This is a genomic window from Synechococcus sp. A10-1-5-1, from assembly GCF_023115425.1.
Lineage (GTDB): Bacteria > Cyanobacteriota > Cyanobacteriia > PCC-6307 > Cyanobiaceae > Vulcanococcus.
Genome location: NZ_CP096032.1, coordinates 1,031,159 through 1,047,006, shown reverse-complemented (window position 1 = coordinate 1,047,006; position 15,848 = coordinate 1,031,159). Strand labels below are relative to the sequence as shown.

The 15,848-nt window shown below is 65.0% G+C and carries 18 protein-coding genes; 14 read left to right on the top strand and 4 right to left on the bottom strand.

The window, feature by feature from the left end; all coding sequences use genetic code 11:
* Positions 1-36 precede the first annotated feature (36 nt).
* From sufC to MY494_RS05680, 3 genes are read left to right on the top strand one after another with little or no spacing between them, the layout of a single operon-like run.
* On the top strand, positions 37-825 hold the full coding sequence (gene sufC / locus MY494_RS05690) for a Fe-S cluster assembly ATPase SufC (protein WP_247911749.1): 789 nt from the start codon (positions 37-39) through the stop codon (positions 823-825).
* Positions 825-2,063, top strand: a complete 1,239-nt coding sequence (sufD, locus tag MY494_RS05685; protein ID WP_247911748.1) for a Fe-S cluster assembly protein SufD — start codon at positions 825-827, stop codon at positions 2,061-2,063. The genes sufC and sufD overlap by 1 nt, the downstream gene beginning before the upstream one ends.
* Positions 2,060-3,337 (top strand): SufS family cysteine desulfurase, encoded by a 1,278-nt coding sequence (locus tag MY494_RS05680; RefSeq protein ID WP_247911747.1) that lies wholly within the window; start codon positions 2,060-2,062, stop codon positions 3,335-3,337. Before sufD ends, MY494_RS05680 begins: the two co-directional genes overlap by 4 nt.
* Here MY494_RS05680 and MY494_RS05675 read toward each other — a convergent pair.
* Positions 3,334-4,023, bottom strand: coding sequence for a trans-aconitate 2-methyltransferase (locus MY494_RS05675; RefSeq protein WP_247911746.1), 690 nt, complete (start codon positions 4,021-4,023; stop codon positions 3,334-3,336). The two genes, MY494_RS05680 and MY494_RS05675, sit on opposite strands and share 4 nt — an antisense overlap.
* Between MY494_RS05675 and MY494_RS05670 the strand changes: the two genes are divergently transcribed.
* From MY494_RS05670 to MY494_RS05660, 3 genes are read left to right on the top strand one after another with little or no spacing between them, the layout of a single operon-like run.
* Positions 4,022-4,567: a DUF1543 domain-containing protein gene (locus MY494_RS05670; protein WP_247911745.1), complete on the top strand. Its 546-nt coding sequence runs from the start codon at positions 4,022-4,024 to the stop codon at positions 4,565-4,567. The genes MY494_RS05675 and MY494_RS05670 overlap by 2 nt on opposite strands.
* Before the next feature lie 48 nt (positions 4,568-4,615).
* Complete coding sequence (gene mtnA, locus MY494_RS05665; protein WP_247911744.1) at positions 4,616-5,704, top strand: S-methyl-5-thioribose-1-phosphate isomerase; 1,089 nt, start codon at positions 4,616-4,618, stop codon at positions 5,702-5,704.
* Positions 5,697-6,374 (top strand): class II aldolase/adducin family protein, encoded by a 678-nt coding sequence (locus MY494_RS05660; protein WP_247911743.1) that lies wholly within the window; start codon positions 5,697-5,699, stop codon positions 6,372-6,374. Before mtnA ends, MY494_RS05660 begins: the two co-directional genes overlap by 8 nt.
* On the opposite strand, the gene MY494_RS05655 is transcribed toward MY494_RS05660, so the two are convergent.
* Positions 6,344-7,729, bottom strand: a complete 1,386-nt coding sequence (locus tag MY494_RS05655) for a sodium/glutamate symporter (protein ID WP_247911742.1) — start codon at positions 7,727-7,729, stop codon at positions 6,344-6,346. The genes MY494_RS05660 and MY494_RS05655 overlap by 31 nt on opposite strands.
* Positions 7,729-9,633 (bottom strand): prolyl oligopeptidase family serine peptidase, encoded by a 1,905-nt coding sequence (locus MY494_RS05650; protein ID WP_247911741.1) that lies wholly within the window; start codon positions 9,631-9,633, stop codon positions 7,729-7,731. Before MY494_RS05650 ends, MY494_RS05655 begins: the two co-directional genes overlap by 1 nt.
* A gap of 59 nt (positions 9,634-9,692) precedes the next feature.
* On the opposite strand from MY494_RS05650, the gene def reads away from it, so the two are divergent.
* The 5 genes from def to MY494_RS05625 all read left to right on the top strand — a co-directional run bounded on the left by def (position 9,693) and on the right by MY494_RS05625 (position 11,677).
* Positions 9,693-10,295, top strand: coding sequence for a peptide deformylase (def, locus tag MY494_RS05645; protein ID WP_247911740.1), 603 nt, complete (start codon positions 9,693-9,695; stop codon positions 10,293-10,295).
* A gap of 10 nt (positions 10,296-10,305) precedes the next feature.
* A complete protein-coding gene (locus MY494_RS05640) occupies positions 10,306-10,503 on the top strand; it encodes a hypothetical protein (RefSeq protein ID WP_247911739.1) in 198 nt (65 codons plus the stop codon).
* 59 nt (positions 10,504-10,562) lie between these two features.
* Positions 10,563-11,180, top strand: coding sequence for a DUF3747 domain-containing protein (locus MY494_RS05635; protein ID WP_247911738.1), 618 nt, complete (start codon positions 10,563-10,565; stop codon positions 11,178-11,180).
* Between the two features lie 77 nt (positions 11,181-11,257).
* Positions 11,258-11,428, top strand: coding sequence for a 30S ribosomal protein S21 (gene rpsU, locus MY494_RS05630; RefSeq protein WP_010304532.1), 171 nt, complete (start codon positions 11,258-11,260; stop codon positions 11,426-11,428).
* 105 nt (positions 11,429-11,533) lie between these two features.
* A complete protein-coding gene (locus MY494_RS05625; RefSeq protein ID WP_247911737.1) occupies positions 11,534-11,677 on the top strand; it encodes a hypothetical protein in 144 nt (47 codons plus the stop codon).
* Here the strand turns inward: MY494_RS05625 and MY494_RS05620 are convergent.
* A complete protein-coding gene (locus tag MY494_RS05620) occupies positions 11,674-13,203 on the bottom strand; it encodes a YifB family Mg chelatase-like AAA ATPase (protein WP_247911736.1) in 1,530 nt (509 codons plus the stop codon). The two genes, MY494_RS05625 and MY494_RS05620, sit on opposite strands and share 4 nt — an antisense overlap.
* 61 nt (positions 13,204-13,264) lie before the next feature.
* Between MY494_RS05620 and MY494_RS05615 the strand changes: the two genes are divergently transcribed.
* The 3 genes from MY494_RS05615 to MY494_RS05605 are packed head-to-tail and all read left to right on the top strand — an operon-like array spanning position 13,265 to position 15,847.
* Entirely contained in the window at positions 13,265-13,627 is a 363-nt protein-coding gene (locus MY494_RS05615) for a histidine triad nucleotide-binding protein (protein WP_247911735.1), read from the top strand.
* Between the two features lie 38 nt (positions 13,628-13,665).
* Positions 13,666-15,657 (top strand): ABC transporter ATP-binding protein/permease, encoded by a 1,992-nt coding sequence (locus MY494_RS05610; protein WP_247911734.1) that lies wholly within the window; start codon positions 13,666-13,668, stop codon positions 15,655-15,657.
* A gap of 7 nt (positions 15,658-15,664) precedes the next feature.
* The gene (locus MY494_RS05605; RefSeq protein ID WP_371820691.1) at positions 15,665-15,847 is read left to right on the top strand and encodes a chlorophyll a/b-binding protein; all 183 of its coding nucleotides are present in this window, start codon (positions 15,665-15,667) and stop codon (positions 15,845-15,847) included.
* Position 15,848: the final 1 nt, after the last annotated feature.

Below are 15,848 nucleotides of genomic sequence, written 5' to 3'. Positions count from 1 at the left end.
CTCCATTCCTCCTTTTCCCTTTCGTTTCCCTTTCCAGTGATTCGCCCTGACGCTCCAGTGCTGCTTGAGATCCGGGATCTCCACGCTCGGGTGGAGGACAAGGAGATCCTCAAGGGCGTCAACCTGACGATTCGTGCGGGTGAGATCCATGCCGTGATGGGCCGCAATGGCAGCGGCAAGAGCACCCTCTCCAAAGTCTTGGCCGGTCATCCCGCCTACACCGTCACTGGCGGCAGCGTGACCTACCGCGGCGAGAACCTCCTGGAGTTGGATCCCGAGCAGCGGGCGCGCACGGGGGTGTTCCTGGGCTTCCAATACCCGGTTGAAATTCCTGGCGTGAGCAACCTGGAGTTTTTGCGGGTGGCCACCAATGCTCGCCGCACCGAGAAGGGCGAGGAGGAGCTCGACACCTTTGCTTTTGAGGATCTCGTTCGCGAGCGTCTCCAGGTGGTTCAGATGGATCCCGCGTTTCTGGATCGCTCGGTCAACGAGGGCTTCAGCGGCGGCGAGAAAAAGCGCAACGAGATCCTGCAGATGGCTCTGCTGGATCCCATGGTGGCGATCCTCGACGAGACCGATTCCGGCTTGGACATTGATGCTCTGCGCATCGTCGCCGGTGGGGTCAATCAGCTGGCAAGCCCCGACAACGCGACCCTTCTGATCACCCACTACCAGCGCCTGCTGGATGCCATCACTCCGGACTACGTCCACGTGATGGCAGCGGGTCGGATGCTGCGCACTGGAGGCAAAGAACTGGCTCTGGAACTGGAAGAGCGCGGCTATGACTGGGTTGACCAGGAATTGGCTGCAGCGGAGGTGGCCTGATGACCGCCAGCCTCAGCGCCCCCACTCACCGGGCAGCTTGGCTGGAGCAATGGCTCTCCCAGCTCCCACCGGCGTCGGGTGCCCTAGCCGCTGTGCAGCAGCGTGGTCGCGAAGCCCTCGCAGAACAGGGTGTGCCCTCCTCCCGCAGTGAGGACTGGCGGTTCACCGACCTCAGCCTCCTGCAAGGGATTCCACTCGGTGCCCCGAGCGCAGCGAACCCCACACCCGCCGCAGAAGCGTCCGTTCTTCGTTTGCGGCTTGATGGCTGCAGCGACCCCCTGGCTGGGGTAGCCCTGCCGGACGGCCTGGAGCCCCTGACGGCCACGGAGATCGCCCAAGGGCTAGGCCACACCCTGGCGGCGACCAGCTGCCAGAACCACTGGCCGGTGGAACTCAACCAGGCCAGCGCCACCCAGGTGTTGGCCCTTCGGGTCAAGAGCCGTGCGTCAGCTGCTCTGGAGTTGGTCAGCGCCACCGCCGCGGGGATGTTGCCCCTGCGGATCCTGCTGGTGCTGGAGGAGAAGGCCCAACTCGATCTCTCGCAGCTGATTGAGGCCCAAGGGGCGGGGTTGGTCAGCTTGGTCATCGAAGCGCACCTGGCCCGCAGTGCCCAACTGCGCCACGGCCTGGTGGCTTTTGGCAGAAGCGAGGCCGCGCTGCTGAGCCATGTCGCGGTTGAGCAAGAGCCGGAGAGTCAGGCCGCCTTGAGCAATGTGGCGGTCGGTTGGGGATTGGCCCGCCATGAGCCTCGCTTGGTTCAGGTTGAGGGCCAGGCTCACTCGTCTCTACGGGGCTTGCAATTGGTGGGGGGGCAGCAGATCGCTGATACCCACAGCTTTGTGCAGTTTTCCGGCCCCGAAGGAGAGCTCGATCAGGTGCACAAAGCGGTGGCCGCCGGCCAGGGCCGCAGCGTCTTCAACGGAGCGGTGCGCGTGCCTCGCGAAGCCCAGCAGACCAATGCGGCGCAGTTGAGCAGGAACCTGCTGCTCTCGGATCGCGCGCGGATCGACACCAAGCCCGAACTCGAGATCGTGGCTGACGACGTCAAGTGCGCCCACGGCGCCACGGTCAGCAGCCTGCAAACAGACGAGCTGTTCTATCTCCAAAGTCGCGGCATTGCTGCAGAGCAGGCCGCTGGGCTGCTGAAGCGCGCCTTCTGTGAAGAGGTCCTGCGCGCCCTGCCGGAGCCCGCTCGCCAGTGGTGCCCCTTGGATCAGCTGGAGCTGGAGTCGGCATGAGCAGTCCCACCAGCCTGATGAGCGTTCCTGCGGTGGATTTGGCGGCCCAGACCCGCCAGGATTTTCCGCTGTTGGCGCAGAAGGCTTGCTTGGGTCAGCCGTTGATCTACCTCGATCACGCCGCCACCAGCCAAAAGCCCCACCAGGTTTTAGAAGCGCTGCAGCACTACTACGACCACGACAACGCCAACGTCCACCGTGGTGCCCACCAGCTGAGCGCCCGCGCCACCGAGGGCTTTGAGGGTGCTCGCGCAAAGGCCGCCGCCTTTGTGGGCGCCTCGAGCCCGAACGAAATCGTCTTCACCCGCAATGCGAGTGAGGCCATCAACCTGGTGGCCCGCAGCTGGGGTGAGGCCAACCTCCGCCCGGGCGATGAGGTACTGCTGACGGTGATGGAGCACCACAGCAACCTGGTGCCTTGGCAACTGCTGGCGGATCGCACCGGCTGCGTGCTGCGCCACGCCGGACTGACTGAAAGCGGTGAGCTGGATCTGGAGGATCTGCGCAGCAAGATCACCGACCGCACGCGGCTGGTGAGCCTGGTGCAGGTCAGCAACACCCTGGGCTGCCTCAATCCGATCAGCCAGGTGGCGGCCCTAGCCCATGCCGCCGGTGCCCTCGTGCTGGTGGATGCCTGCCAGAGCCTTCCCCACCTGCCGGTCAACGTCAAGGAGCTGGACGCCGACTTTTTGGTGGGCAGCTCCCACAAGCTCTGCGGTCCCACGGGGATGGGATTCCTCTGGGGCAAAGAGGCCCTGCTGGAGGCCATGCCGCCCTTCCTCGGCGGCGGCGAGATGATCCAGGACGTCTACCTGGACCACAGCAGCTGGGCGGGCCTGCCCCACAAGTTCGAGGCCGGCACCCCCGCCATCGGCGAGGCGATCGGCATGGGTGCGGCCCTGGATTACCTCCAGGCCCTGGGGCTTGACCGCATCCACGCTTGGGAGCAGCAACTCACCTCCCATCTCTTCGCGCGTCTGCAGACCATTGATGGCCTGACGGTCCTCGGGCCCACGCCCGAGCAGCAGCCGGATCGGGCGGCCCTGGCGGCCTTCCACGTGGATGGTGTGCACGCCAACGACATCTCGGCCCTGCTGGATTCCGCTGGCATTTGTATCCGCAGCGGCCACCACTGCACCCAGCCCCTGCACCGCCACTACGGCCTCAGTGCTTCAGCGCGGGCCAGCCTGAGTTTCACCACGACGGTCGAGGAGATCGATCGCTTCGCGGATGAACTCCAGGGAACGATCAGTTTTCTGCGCGAGCACAGCTAGGTAGGCCTCAGAACGGCCATGGCCTCGGCGCTGTGGCTCCCTTGCCAGATCCACTGCCAAGACCAGCCGGCCGCCGCGGCGACGGTTTCAATGGCGCCCCGCTCGGCAGGGAAGTCAAAGCGCTGAATGTGTCCCAAGACCGCCTGCCGTTGATCTGGGCTAAGGCTGCTCCAGCCCTTCACTCGATCCCCGTAGCGGGTCAGATAGGCCTCGCGGTTCTCCCCTGCTTGGCGGAAGACATCGATCCAGATCAAGCTCCCGCCAGGGGTGATGCGCCGGCGGCAGCCAGCCAGCCAGTGCGCTTTCTCCGCGTCCTCGAGGTGATGCACCGCATAGCTGCTGTGGATGAGCTCCACTGGCGCTCCCTTGGGATCGCAGGCCCAGCCCAGAAGGTCACCCTCAATCCAGGAGCGGGGATAGGGCGCTCTCTCCAGGGCCGCTTTCGCCAGCGGCAGCACCTCGGCGCAGAGATCCAGACCGGTGTAATGACCAAGGGGCAGGGCCCGCAGCACCGGCGCCAACAAGGCAAGATCGCCGCAGCCCAAATCCACCACACTGGGGGCCTTGGCTTCAGTGCAGCACTGCCGTAGTTGTTGCCCGCAGGCCAGGCTCATGGCCTGGTGCTCCATCAGGTCGTGATCCAGTACGGCCCGGTAGGTGGCCCACTGCTGTTGAAACAGGTCCATGACGCCGCCATCCCCCCGCGCCCCAACCCTATTTCTGGTGGTGCTGGGCGGCCGCACCGCCAGCAGCCTGATCGAGCTCCATGACGTCCGCTTTGTGGCCGGATCGAGCATCGACGCCACGATCCCGGAGCTCAAGCGCCAGTGGTTCGGGAGGCGCGAGGGTCTGCACCTGGATGCCTACATGGCCGTGCGATCGATCGATGGCTGGACGGTGGGCCTGGGGCTCGAGCCTGCCGCGCCCCGGCCCGAGAAGCTCTGGTTCGTCAACCTGGGCGCCTACCGCCCGGACTCCCTGGCGGAACTGCACCAGTTCGGCCTCGTGGTGGCCCGCAGCCCCCAGGCGGCCAAGGCCGCGGCGAAACGCCAGTGGCTCAAGGGCGCCCTGCAGCAACACAAGGACGACCTCTGCGCCGTGGATGACTGCCTGGCGATCGAGCAGCTTCAGCTGCTCGGCGGCGAGCGCTGGCATGTGCAGCTCAGCCCAGACCCCGCTGGGTTCAGTCAGCCCCAGGTCCCTGATTGGCAGGGCTATCGCCCGATCTGAGGGGGCCGGAGGGGATGATCGGTTCAGTCATCCGCCAGGGCAGCACCCATGAAGATCGACGGCCAGTCCTGGCGCACCATCTGGTTGGAAGAGGGTGGTCGCTCGGTGGGAGTCATCGATCAGACCCTGCTGCCCCACCGCTTCACCACCCGCAGCCTGAGCAGCTGCGATCAAGCAGCCGAGGCCATCCGCACGATGGTCGTTCGCGGCGCGCCCTTGATCGGGGTGACCGGGGCCTACGGCCTGATGCTGGCCCTGCAGGTTGACCCCAGCGATGCCTCCCTGGCGGCGGCGTTTGAGCAGCTCAATGCCACCCGCCCGACGGCGGTGAACCTGCGCTGGGCCCTTGAGCGGGTCCGGGATCTCGTCGCGCCGTTGCCACCCGAGCAGCGGGCTGAAGCGGCCCAGGCCGAAGCGGCGGCCATCGCCGATGAGGACGTGGCCATGTGCGAGGCCATCGGCGAACACGGCCTGGCGATCTTCCAGGAGTTGGCGGCGGCCCGTCCTGGGACGACCTTCAACGTCCTGACCCACTGCAATGCCGGTTGGCTGGCCACGGTGGACTGGGGCACGGCCCTCGCACCGATCTACAAGGCCCACCGCGCCGGGCTGGACATTCACGTCTGGGTTGATGAGACCCGCCCCCGCAACCAGGGCGCCTCGCTCACCGCCTACGAGCTCGGCCGCGAAGGGGTGCCCCACACCGTCATCGTCGATAACGCCGGTGGGCACCTCATGCAGCACGGTCAGGTGGATGCCGTGATCGTCGGGACTGACCGCACCACCCGCCGCGGCGATGTCTGCAACAAGATCGGGACCTATCTCAAAGCCCTGGCGGCCCGCGACAACGCCATCCCCTTCTATGTGGCGCTGCCCGCTTCCACGATCGACTGGCAGATCGATGACGGGGTCGCTGAGATTCCGATCGAGGCCCGAAGCCCCAAGGAGGTCACCCACATCCAGGGACGCGGCCCCGATGGGGGGATCACCAGCGTTCAGCTCAGCCCCGATGGCAGTCCGGGCTTCAATCCCGCGTTCGACGTCACCCCAGCCCGCCTGGTCACGGCTCTGATCACCGAGCGGGGTGTGGTCGCCGCCAGCGCGGATGGTCTCAAGGAGCTCTATGGCGATGTCTGATCAGGACCTGCGCGAGCAACTGGTCGACTGCGCCCGGCGCATGCAGGCCAGCGGAATCAACCAAGGCACCTCCGGCAACCTCTCGGTGCGCATCTCCGGCGGGATGCTGATTACCCCCAGCTCACTGGCCTACGAGCTGATGCAGCCCGAGGACCTGGTGGCACTCGATCTGAAGGGTCAGCCCCTGCAGATCCCCGCCGATGGCCGTCCCCAACGCAGGCCGTCATCGGAGTGGCGCCTGCATGCCGATGTGCTCGCCAGTCGCCCGGAGGTGCAGGCGGTGCTGCATTGCCACTCGATCCATGCCACCGCCTTGGCCTGCCATGGCCGGGACATCCCTCCGTTCCACTACATGACGGCGGTGGCCGGCGGCCATGACATCCGCTGCGCTCCCTACGCCACCTTTGGTACCCAGGCGCTTTCCGATGGGGTGGTTCAGGCCCTGGAGGGACGGCTGGCTTGCCTGATGGCTCAGCACGGCCAGGTGGCCGTGGGTCCGACCCTCGATAAGGCTCTCGCGTTGGCGGTGGAGGTGGAGACTCTGGCGCGGATTTACCTGCAGGCTTTGGCCTTGGGTGAACCGCCGCTGCTCAGCGCTGAGCAGATGGAGCAGGTGCGCCACCAGTTCCGCAGCCTGCTCTACCGGGCCTCCTCTGGCTCCGGCAGCTGAGCGATCCAGAGTCCCGCTGCCCCGGCCAGCAGCATCACGGCTGCGCAGACCAGGGTCCAGACCGGCAGCCCCCAGCCAGCCACGGCTAGGGGGGCCACCACCGTGATCACCCCGCCGGAGAGCAGGGGCTGCAGCAGCAGTTGCTTGAGCGAAAACGCCGGTAGGGCGTCGCTGTGGTCGTCCGGATCCGCCATCCGCAAGAGCAGCAGGCCTGAGGCTGCGACACCGGTGGCTTGGCCGAATTCCACCAGAGCCCGCTCAAACCAGTCCTTCGGCAGCAGCTTGGGGGCCAGCCAGAGACAGATCAGCAGGTTCCAGGCCAACCCGGCTCCACCCAGCAGGGTGATCGGCAGCCAGTTGGCCCGGAGTAACTGCAGATTGAGCCCCGCGGTGGCCGAGGCGATCAGCAGATCGGCTGCCAGGGTGCTGACTTCGCTTTGAATCGGGGCAGAGGCCCAGTGGCTGCGTTCGCTGCGCTGCAGCAGCCAACGCACCAGCAACGATCCCAGGATCGCCAGCGGGAACACCGGCAGGGCCTGCCCCACCGTGGCGACCCCGCCCCCGATCCAGCCGGTCACGAGTTGCAGCAGCTGGAGCAGAACCCAGCCCACGGCTACGGCGATCCCCACCAGGCCCAGGTTGCAGAGCCAAGCGGCCCAGGGGCTGCTGGGAGCTTCAGCCCCGCCCTCTGGTGTTGGCGAGATCTGCACGGACTCTGGGGCCAGGTCGGCGACCAGCCATCCCCGCGCCCGCCCGAGCACCACCACCAAGCCGCCGATCAAGGTGGAGGAGAGCAGGCCGACCGTGGCCAGGGCCAGTCCCAGGTCTTGGCCGCTCTCAAACCCCAGGGCCGCATAGCTTGCCCCCATGGCTGCAGCGGAGCCATGGCCCCCTTCAAAGGCCACTTCGATTAAGCAGGCCATCACCGGGCTGAATCCCAATAAGGGCTGCAGCACCAGCAGTACCGCCAGGCCCGCCACCACGTACTGACCGAAGGCCAGGACCAGGGCCAGCGAGACATGGCCGCTTACCGGCTTCAACACTCCCGCGAGCTTGGGCAGTGGTTTGCCCAGCATCAAAGAGCCGAAGACCAAGGTCAGCAGCACCAAGGGCAGTTGGGCCCAGAGCTCCATCAAGTGCTCAGGCAGCAGCGGGAAGGGTCCCTTGGGGGCCACCAGTAGCCCCAACACGCCTGCCACCAGTGCTTCCGGGATGCCCCAGAGCTGCAGCTGAAGCCGCCGGCCGATGGCCCGACCCGTCGCCAGGATCCCCGCCAGAACGCCTCCAGCCAGGACCAGCCAGCTGATCCCATCAAAGAGATCACTGCTCCACAGTCCCGGCAGGAGCTCGGCCATCAAAGGGCGAAGTGTGTTCGGAAGAAGGCTTCGGTTGCCTCCAGCACCTCGATCTGGGTGCTGCCCTTGCGGAACCCATGACCCTCCTCAGGAAACAGGCGCACCTCCACTGGGATGCCTTTGCGGAGCAGGGCTTCAGCCATCCGCTCGGTTTGCTCCGGCGGAACCACCACGTCCTCGAGGCCTTGGAAGAAGATCACAGGGCAGCTCATCCGCTCGGCGTGGTTCAAGGGGGAGCGGGCGGCGTAGGTCTCGCGCGCCTCAGGCCAAGGACCGACCAGTCCATCGAGGTAGCGGGCTTCAAAGCGATGGGTGTCCTCCGCCAGGGCGCTGAGGTCGGCGACGCCGTAGCGGCTCGCACCGGCGCTGAAGCGGTCGCTGAAGCACAGGGCCGCCAGGGTGGTGAAGCCCCCGGCACTGCCCCCTTCAATCGCCACCCGCTGCGGGTGGGCCTGCCCTTGATCGATGACGGCCTGGGCCGCGGCAGCGCAGTCGGTGACATCCACCACGCCCCATTGGCCGTTGAGCCGTTCGCGGTAGGCCCGCCCAAACCCGGTGGATCCGCCGTAATTCACATCGACCACACCCCAGCCGCGGCTGGTCCAGAACTGGATGGCTAGATTCAGCCCGGTGCGGGCCATCGCAGTGGGGCCGCTGTGGCTTTTCACTAGCAATGGCGCCTCGCCATGGCCTCCGCCGGCTGGGGGGTAGTACCAGGCCTGGGTGCCTTGGCCGCCGTGGCCGTTAAACCAGAGTTCCTGGGGCTGGCTGATGGCCTCCGGCGCGATCGGGCAGGGGGCTGCCGCTCGATGGCTCCACTGGCCGTTGCTCAGGTCGACCTCCAGCAGCCCCGATGGCTGGGTTGGGCTACTGGCGATGCAAGCGAGCTGGCCCCCCTCGGCGCAGAGCCCCGCTAGATCGCTGCAGGGTTGCTCGATCAGCTGCCACTGGCGGCCCTTGATTTCCCCGAGCTCCCAGCGGCCTTGGCGGCAGGCGATGGCCAGCAGCCTCTCTCCATCCCAGGCATGGGTGCTCATGCCAAAGACCCACTGGGGCATGGCGAACTCGGCCTCCAGGTTCAGCAGGGGTTCCCAGCTGGGCTCCCTGAGGCTGGACTGCTCGGCTGTGGACCACTGCTCGAGATTCCAAAACCCGCTGCGGTCATTGGCGACCACAAGATCGCTCCCCGCCCAGATCGGCTGAAACACCGAGATCGCCTGGGCGTCTTGGGGGCTGGCGCCGGCGACCCGTTGGCCTGGGCTCAGCTGGCCCGACCCATCGACGTCCGCCAGCCAGAGGCTGCTGCAGTCCCAGGGCATGGCCGGTTGCTGCCATTCCACCCAGGCCAAGCGCGACCCGTTGGGGCTGAGGGCGGGGTAGCCGCAGAAGTCCGCGGGTTGGTGCAGGGAAAGGAGCTCCCCACCCTCCAGGGGCAGCGCCACCAACTGATCGATGCCATCCCGTTCCAGAACGCCAATCCAGCGGTCCTGCAGTGGGTCGATCAGGCCGCCCCCCAGGGCTCCGTCAAAGCGGTCACCTGGCGGTGTGAGCAGGCGCTGAGGCTCGGCTCCCGGCTGATCGAGATCCAGGCGCCAGAGGCAGCGGTCACCGTCATGAACGAAGACCGCCACGGCCTCCCCATTGGCGCGCTGGCCGATGGCACAGGGGCCGCCGCCATATTCATGGACGCGGCAGCGCAAATTCCAATCGCCTGGCGTTCGTTCGCTGGCCTCCTCGTTCTGCGCCGATCGCCCCATCAAGGTGGTGCGTCCCTGTTCGTGGGGACGCTGCTCCAGCCAATAGAGCGCTCCACCCAGCAGCACAGGCTCCTTGAGGCTTGGGGTTTTCCCCAGCACGACCTCTGCTGACAGGGGAGTGAGCGTGGCTTGAGGGGGCAGGCTCAACGGAACAGGCTGATTAGGCCTCCTAGAATCGCTGTTCGCAACGCCGTTGAGGACACGTCTTGGCCAATAGCTTCGCCAAGTTGGCGCGCTCGGCTGAGCTCTCAGGACGCCTGCAGGTGTCCAAGGAGCCCATCGAGAATCCTCCTTACGACATCCACAAGTTGGGTGATGAAGCTCTGCGTGAGCCTGCGCGGCGCATCGGCAAGGTGGATGACGCGGTCCGCAAGTTGGCCACCGACATGCTTGTGAGCATGTACGCCGCCAAAGGCATTGGCCTGGCCGCTCCGCAGATTGGCGTGAACCAACAACTGTTGGTGATCGACCTTGAGCTGGAGGACCCCAACAGCCCTCCCCTGGTTTTGATCAACCCGGAGATCACCGCTGTCGGTGGCGGTCTCTGCACCTATGAGGAGGGTTGCTTGAGCATCCCCGGGGTTTATTTGGATGTGGTCCGCCCCAGCGTGGTGGATGTCAGCTACCGCGATGCCTTTGGCCGCCCCAAGCGGATGAAGGCCGATGGCCTGATGGCCCGTTGCATCCAGCACGAGATGGATCACCTCAATGGGGTGCTGTTCGTTGATCGGGTGACCGACGAGGAGAAGCTGCTGGAAGGATTGAAGGAAAAGGGGTTTGATCGCTCCGACGTTCACACCATCGCCTGAGCCATTTGTTATGCCGATGAAACCCCTGGCGGGACTGTTCCTTGCCCTGGCCTGCATTTTGGGTATCGCCGCCACCGGATCGGTGTTCGAGTTGGCCTACGGCGATCCCGAGTTGGGGGTCACCACCACCGGCACGATCCTGGGCCTGTCCCTGCCCGGAACTGTGATCAGCTTGCTGGTGGCGATCCGGATCAATAAGCCGGCCTGAGGGACTGGCGCAGCTGCCGATCACTTTTACGATCAGCCCCTGCCAACTCAATCGACTCTGTGTTTTCTCTGGTCCGAACCCTGGCTGCACTGCTTCCGGTCGCTGGCCTGATGGCTGCGCCCCTGCAGGCCAAGGCGTTGTTCGACGCTGTGGAGGTGGACCAGACCAAGTTCGTCATCGTCGCCGCTCCGATCGGCACTGGCGAGCGGGCCCAGCTGAACATCTACGAACAGCGCAAGGACACGCGGCCCTGTTACGCCCTGGCGGAGGAGGGGCCAGTGAAGGTCGACCCGCTGCTCTCCGGGTTTGACTTCACGGGGATCTGCAGCCGTTACATCGACGGCAACGGCTATTCCCTGCGGGTTGGGGAGGACGACCTGGCCAGCACCTACCGCATCAGCGTGGTGCGGGAGAAGGGCGACAACGTGTTGATGGCCTTCCCGTCCAAGCCCAGTGCTGGCCCGGAGATGGTGATCGCCCGTACCGGTGGGCACAGCCAAAACACCGACTACCTTTTGCTGCAGCCCGAGCCCGGCTGGAAGTTGATGCGGCGCCAGTTTGGGGGACGGAACCTCGGTCACGTTTACCTCTATCGGGAGAGTTGGCCCGTGGCCGAGCAGCCCTCCACGACGGGCGATCAGTCGTCTCCTGACCCTGGGGTCCCCGGTCTTTGGTGAGCCCTCCTTCCTCCCCTGGGATGGGGTGGAGAGCGCTTGCTACCATCTTCAAACTGCAAAATTCCTAGATCGGTTTTATGACCCAGGTCACCGTCGGCGAGAACGAGGGCATTGAATCGGCTCTGCGCCGCTTCAAGCGCCAGGTCTCCAAGGCTGGGATCTTTGCCGATCTCAAGCGCCTGCGTCACCACGAGACCCCCGTCGAGAAGTACAAGCGCAAGGCCCAACAGCGTCGTCGCCGTCGCTGAGCTTCGTCTTCAGCACAAACCTCCTAGCGGAAATCGGTGTTTTTACCGATTTCCGCTTTTTTCATGGCTACCAATGATGGAGAAAGTCCTCCGTCAAGGTGCGCTGTGAAGCAGTTAATCCGTGCCATCAACCGCTGGTTTGGCAACAGCGTGGGCAATGCCTTCGGCAACCCCCTCGAAGAGCGGCAGCACCAGCCCCCCAATGTGGGCTTTCAGCCCTTTCGCGATACCCCGCCCCACAAGCACTAGGGCATAAAGCTTCGGTAGGTCAGGGCCTCAGCCACGGCTGAGCTCCCGACCTGGCTATCGCCATCGAGATCGGCAATGGTGCGAGCCACGCTCAGCAGTCGTTGACCACTGCGGGCCGACAGCGCTCGAGCCGCCATGACCTGCTGCCAGAGGGCCAGTGCGTCCTCGGCCAGCTGAGCCCGCTCGCGTAGATCTCGAGTGCAGAGCCTGTGGTTGCTGAGCCCTTTGGGATTGCGGTTCACCATGCGCTGGCGCGCCTGTTCGATTCGCTTGGCGACGCAGGCCGTGGATTCCGGCAGAGGTAGGGAGCTGGGGGCGCCATAGCCCTGCAGCAGGATCTCCGCGGGTACGCGTTGCATCACCACCTGCAGGTCAATGCGATCGAGTAGCGGGCCCGAGAGGCGTCCCCAGTAGCGCTGGCGCTCAGAGGCGGTGCAGCTGCAGTCGTGCTCCGGGTCGCCATACCATCCGCAGGGGCATGGGTTTGTAGCGGCCACCAGGCTGATGCAGCAGGGGTAGTGCAGCTGCTGTTTGGCCCGGCTCAGCCGCAACGCGCCTTGTTCAAGCGGTTGCCGCAGTTGGTTGAGGACATCCCTGCGAAATTCCCCGAGTTCATCGAGGAACAGCACGCCGCGGTGGGCCAGTGCCAATTCCCCGGGTCTGGGGGAACTGCCACCGCCCAAGAGGGCTGCACTTGAGCAGCTGTGGTGCGGGCTACGAAAGGGCCGTTCGTGGATCAATCCGCCCTGCTGTTCCAGTTCTCCCGCCACGGAATAGAGCTGGGTGATTTCGAGTTGCTCCGGGGGGCTAAGGGGCGGGAGCAGCCCCGCCAGGCTTTGGGCGAGCAGGGTCTTGCCGCTGCCGGGCGGGCCCACAAGCAACAGGTGATGGCCACCTGCTGCCGCGATTTCCAGGGCGCGCCGGCCATGGGCCTGGCCCTGTACGTCCTGCAGATCGACTGGGGCAGGCTTGGGCCGCGGCTTGATCCCTGAGGGCGGCAGAGAACAGGGTTTGTAGTTCGGCTGCAGGGCCTCCAGGGCTTGGTTGAGGCTGCCGGCTGGCCGCACGTCCAGTCCTTTCGCCAAACAGGCTTCGTCCCGATTGTCTAGGGGCACGAGCAGGGCTCGGGCCCCTGCACGGTGGGCGGCCAGGGCGATGGATAGGGCTCCGCGGATGGGGCGCAACTGCCCATCAAGCCCGAGTTCGCCGCAGCTCCAGATCCCCTTCAGTTGGCTGGGATCCAGTTGGCCGCTGGCGCAGGTCAGGGCCAGGGCGATGGGTAGATCAAAGCTGGGACCCTGTTTGCGGCGGTCCGCCGGTGCCAGGCTGACGATGACTCGCGAGAGGGGAAGGCGTAGCCCGCTGTTGCGGAGGGCCGAGCGCACCCGCTCTCGGGATTCCTGAACGGCCGCATCGGCCAGTCCGACGATGACCAGGGCCGGTAGGCCCGGGGCCAGATCCACCTCCACTTGGACGGGATAGGCCTCGATTCCCGCTAACGCGGCGGTGCTTGATCGTGCCAGCATCAGCGAACGGACAGCGCTGTTTTAGAAGTTCCACCGCTGTTTCACCAGCCGCCCGAACCCCATGGCCGAAGCCGCTGACCTCGCCAGCAACAACACGATTTTTGGTCGCATCCTGCGGGGGGAGATCCCTTGCGATGAGGTCTATGCCGATGAGCAGTGCCTGGCCTTTCGCGATGTGACCCCGCAGGCTCCGGTGCATGTGCTGGTGATCCCGCGCGAACACGTGGTGAATCTCGCGGAGGCCGAGGCCAGCCAAGAGCAGTTGCTGGGGCATCTGCTCTTGGTCGCCGCCAAGGTCGCCAAGCAGGAGGGGCTGAGCGGTTTTCGAACGGTGATCAATAGCGGTGAGGAGGCTGGGCAGACCGTGTTTCACCTGCATGTGCATGTGATTGGTGGTCGTCCCTTGGCCTGGCCTCCAGGCTGAGTTCTGAGCGGCGAGAATGGGGACATCTGAGCGCCGTCATGAATCCCCTGCAGGCCTTCCGCCGTCAGCTGATCAAGCTGCAGCGGCTGGCTCAGCCCTACTTCCTTCCCGTCGAAGAGACAAGCGGTTGGCAATTCCTGCTGCTGATCGTCGCCCTGCTGGTGGTGGTAGCCGGTAGCACCCTGCTTCTGCTCAGTGGGGTCATGGCGCTGAGCGGTGCACTGGTTCCAGAGTTCCAGGCGCGCTTCCTGCCGGGGGTCCCCCAGCAGGTCGCCTCGATCTGGGCCAGTCCCGCTGGGCCCATCTTGATGGTGCTGTTTGCGGCGGGGATCGGCAGCTTTGTCTCCCTGCGCAGCAAGTTGCGTCAGGGCCGCTGGCTTCCTTGGGTCCTGTTGGGGGTGATCACCCTGCTGATCCTGGTGATCAATGGGATCAACGTTGGCATTAGCTACGTCGCTCGAAACGTTGAAAATGCTCTGGTCACTTACAAGGTCGAAGAGTTCTGGCAGATCGTCGCGATCTATGCCTTCTGTTTGGTGCTGGCTCTGCCAATTCGGGCGCTGCAGAGCTATCTGATCCCGCGGTTGGGTCTGCTCTGGCGGGAATGGCTCAGTGGTCGCCTGTTGCGCCGCTATCTCACCAATCGTGCTTACTACGTCCTCAATCCGAACGATGAGGCGGCCGAAGAAATTGATAACCCGGATCAGCGGATTTCCCAGGACACAGCCAGCTTCACGGGCACCAGCCTGAGCGTCAGCGTGGAGGTGGTTTCTGCCCTTCTGACCTTCCTGAGCTTCATCGTGGTGCTGTGGACGATCAGCTCGACCTTGGCGCTGTGGCTGTTGATCTACTCCGTCGGTGGCACGGCTGTGATTGTCTTTGCCAGCCGCAAGCTGGTCGCCCTGAACTACGACCAGTTGCGCCTGGAGGCTGACTTCCGCTATGGGCTGGTGCACATTCGGGATAACGCCGAATCGATCGCCTTTTACCGCGGTGAAGAGCAGGAGTCCCGGGAGGCTGAGAGACGGCTGGGTGGGGCGATCGAGAACTACAACAAGCTGATTGTTTGGGAGGCGCTGATCAGTGTCATTCAGCGCTCCTATGACTACTTCTCCCGTTTCTTGCCCTGGTTGGTGATCGCGCCGATCTACTTCGCGAAGCAGGTTGATTTCGGGGTCTTTGCTCAGGCTGGTATCGCCTTCTCCCAGGTGTTGTTCTCGGTGAGTTTCATCGTGAATAACATCGATCGCCTGGCGGCCTTCTCCGCATCCATCAGCCGTCTGGAAGGGTTTCAGGGCAAGGTTGAGGCCATCAGTGAGGTCAACGCTGAGCAGCAGCGCTTGAGCGAGACGCAGTCGATTACGGGCGCCTCAGGTTCGCTGCTGGTCCGCCACGTTGATCTGATCCCCCCGAATAGTGAGCGGCGGCTGATTCAGGATTTGAGCCTGGAGGTTGGGCCGGGGCAGCGGGTTTTGGTGGTGGGCCCCAGCGGTTGCGGCAAGACCTCCTTCCTGCGTCTGGTCAGTGGCCTCTGGCCCGCGGCCCGGGGTGAGGTCCAGCGGCCGCCTCTCCAGGAGCTGCTGTTCATTCCCCAGAAGCCCTACATGATTTTGGGCAGCCTGCGGGAGCAGCTTTGCTATCCCCAGGATCCCCAGCGCTTTAGTGATGAGCACCTCCGCAGCGTCTTAAACGAAGTTCGTTTGTCGGCCTTGGTGCAGCGCTATCCGGATTTCGACATCAAGCAGGACTGGCCGCGGCTGTTGTCTCTTGGTGAGCAGCAGCGCCTGGCCTTCGCCCGTTTGCTGCTGAATTCCCCGCGCTTTGTCGTGCTGGACGAGGCCACCAGTGCTCTGGATGTGGCCACCGAGAAGCACCTCTATGAGCTGCTCTCCCAACGGGAGATGGCCTTTGTGAGCGTGGGTCACCGCCCTAGCCTCAAGAGCTTCCACGACCTGGTGCTCGAGCTCGATGGCCAGGGGGGTTGGAAGCTGATTCCCGCCACCAGCTATGACTTCAGCTCAGGAGCCTGATCCCACCATGTCCGAGACGCCCGCGGTCCCTGCGACCAGTGCCACCACCAATGACGCTCCGGCCTTCGGATGGAGCGGCTACGCCGAGCGGGTGAACGGTCGCTTCGCCATGGTGGGCTTTGTGGCGATTCTGGTGGTGGAGGCCATTAGCGGTGAGACCTTCCTGCGCTGGGCCGGCTTTGTGGGCTGAG